The sequence below is a fragment of the Arthrobacter ginsengisoli genome, from assembly GCF_031456935.1.
In the GTDB taxonomy this organism is placed as follows: domain Bacteria; phylum Actinomycetota; class Actinomycetes; order Actinomycetales; family Micrococcaceae; genus Arthrobacter; species Arthrobacter ginsengisoli.
The window spans coordinates 1-1,447 of the sequence record NZ_JAVDVQ010000063.1 but is presented as its reverse complement, the minus strand read 5'-3'; the positions used below and the strand labels follow the sequence as shown (position 1 = coordinate 1,447).

Here is a 1,447-nt window from a genome sequence, read left to right as displayed (position 1 = left end):
CCGGGCTGATATGACTTGAGTTAGTCCTTCCCAAACACCTCCGGAGATGTCAGGACGGGATGTATCAGATTCCCTTGGGGCCCCCTGGCGGGTTGATCCGCGGGTCCTCCCGATACCTTCGGAGGTGTTTGTTATGTCTGTTCAGGCCGCGGTGGCCACCGATTCTCCTGTGGTTGTGGCAGTCGATGTCGGCAAAACGGTGGTTGCGCTGTCGGTCACCGATGCGGGGCGGCACCGCGTGTTGGGTCCGGTGGACTTTGAGATGACGGGGCCGGGCCTGGAGGGTGTCCTCGCGCTGATCAAAAGCAGACTGGCTGGCTCGGATGTTCCAGTGAAAGTCGGAATCGAGGCTGCCGGGCACTATCACCGGCCGCTGCTGGGACCGTCCGTGTGGCCGGCGGGCTGGCAAGTGCTGGAGCTGAATCCGGCGCATGTCGCCGAACAGCGCAGGGTCCAGGGCCGCCGACGAATCAAGACCGACGCCCTGGATCTGGAGGCGATCACGGAGCTGGTGCTGGCCGGCCGCGGCATCGCGGTCGCTGACCGCGATGCCGTGTTCGGTGAACTGGGCGCGTGGGCCGCGCACCGGACCCGCCGGGTCCAGGCGCGGACCGCGACGAAAAACCAGCTGCTGGGCCAGCTGGACCGGGCCTTTCCCGGGCTGACGCTGGTTCTGCCGGATGTCCTCGGCACCAAGGTGGGAAGGTTAGTGGCCGCTGAATTCACCGACCCGAAGCGTCTCGCGGCGCTGGGGGCGGGCCGCTTCGTCCGGTTCGCGGCCATCCGCGGGCTCCAGGTCCGCCAGCCGCTGGCCGAACGGCTGATCGACGCCGCCCGCGACGCGCTGACCACGGTCGACGCGGCGGTGGCGAGACGCGTGCTGGCCGCGGATTTGGCGCTGCTGACCGAACTCACGGCACAGATCGACACCGCAGAGGCCGAACTCGCCCGGCTGTTGCCGCTGAGCCCCTTCGCAACGCTCACCACAACCCCGGGTTGGGGTGTGGTGAGGGCCGGCAACTATGCCGGGGCGCTGGGCGACCCGCAGCGCTGGCCCGGGCCCTCACAGATCTACCGGGCGTCGGGGCTCTCACCCACCCAGTACGAGTCGGCTGGAAAACGGCGCGACGGGACCATCAGCAGGGAAGGCAGCGTGGCGCTGGGACGGGCCCTGATCGATCTCGGCATGGGTCTGTGGTTGACTGACCCGCCCAGCCGGGCCTACGCCGCCGGGCTCAAGGCCCGGGGAAAGAAGGGCGGTGTCATCGCCTGCGCGATGGCGCACCGCGCCACCAGGATCGCGTATGCCATGGTCCGGGACGGGGCCGTTTACGACCCCGTCCGCTGGGAGTGAGCATCCGGGCCGACGTCTTTGCCGGACAGCTGCCGCTCCCCGCCGCCGGCGCAAGGAAGCGGTCAACGTGGAGCGCCCGCAGCCAGCGAGGAC

At 69.0% G+C, this 1,447-nt stretch carries 1 protein-coding gene; it reads left to right on the top strand.

Annotated elements, in window-relative coordinates; translation table 11 throughout:
* Window positions 1-133: 133 nt before the first annotated feature.
* The gene (locus tag J2X01_RS21940; protein WP_310062674.1) at window positions 134-1,354 is read left to right on the top strand and encodes an IS110 family RNA-guided transposase; all 1,221 of its coding nucleotides are present in this window, start codon (window positions 134-136) and stop codon (window positions 1,352-1,354) included.
* Window positions 1,355-1,447 lie beyond the last annotated feature (93 nt).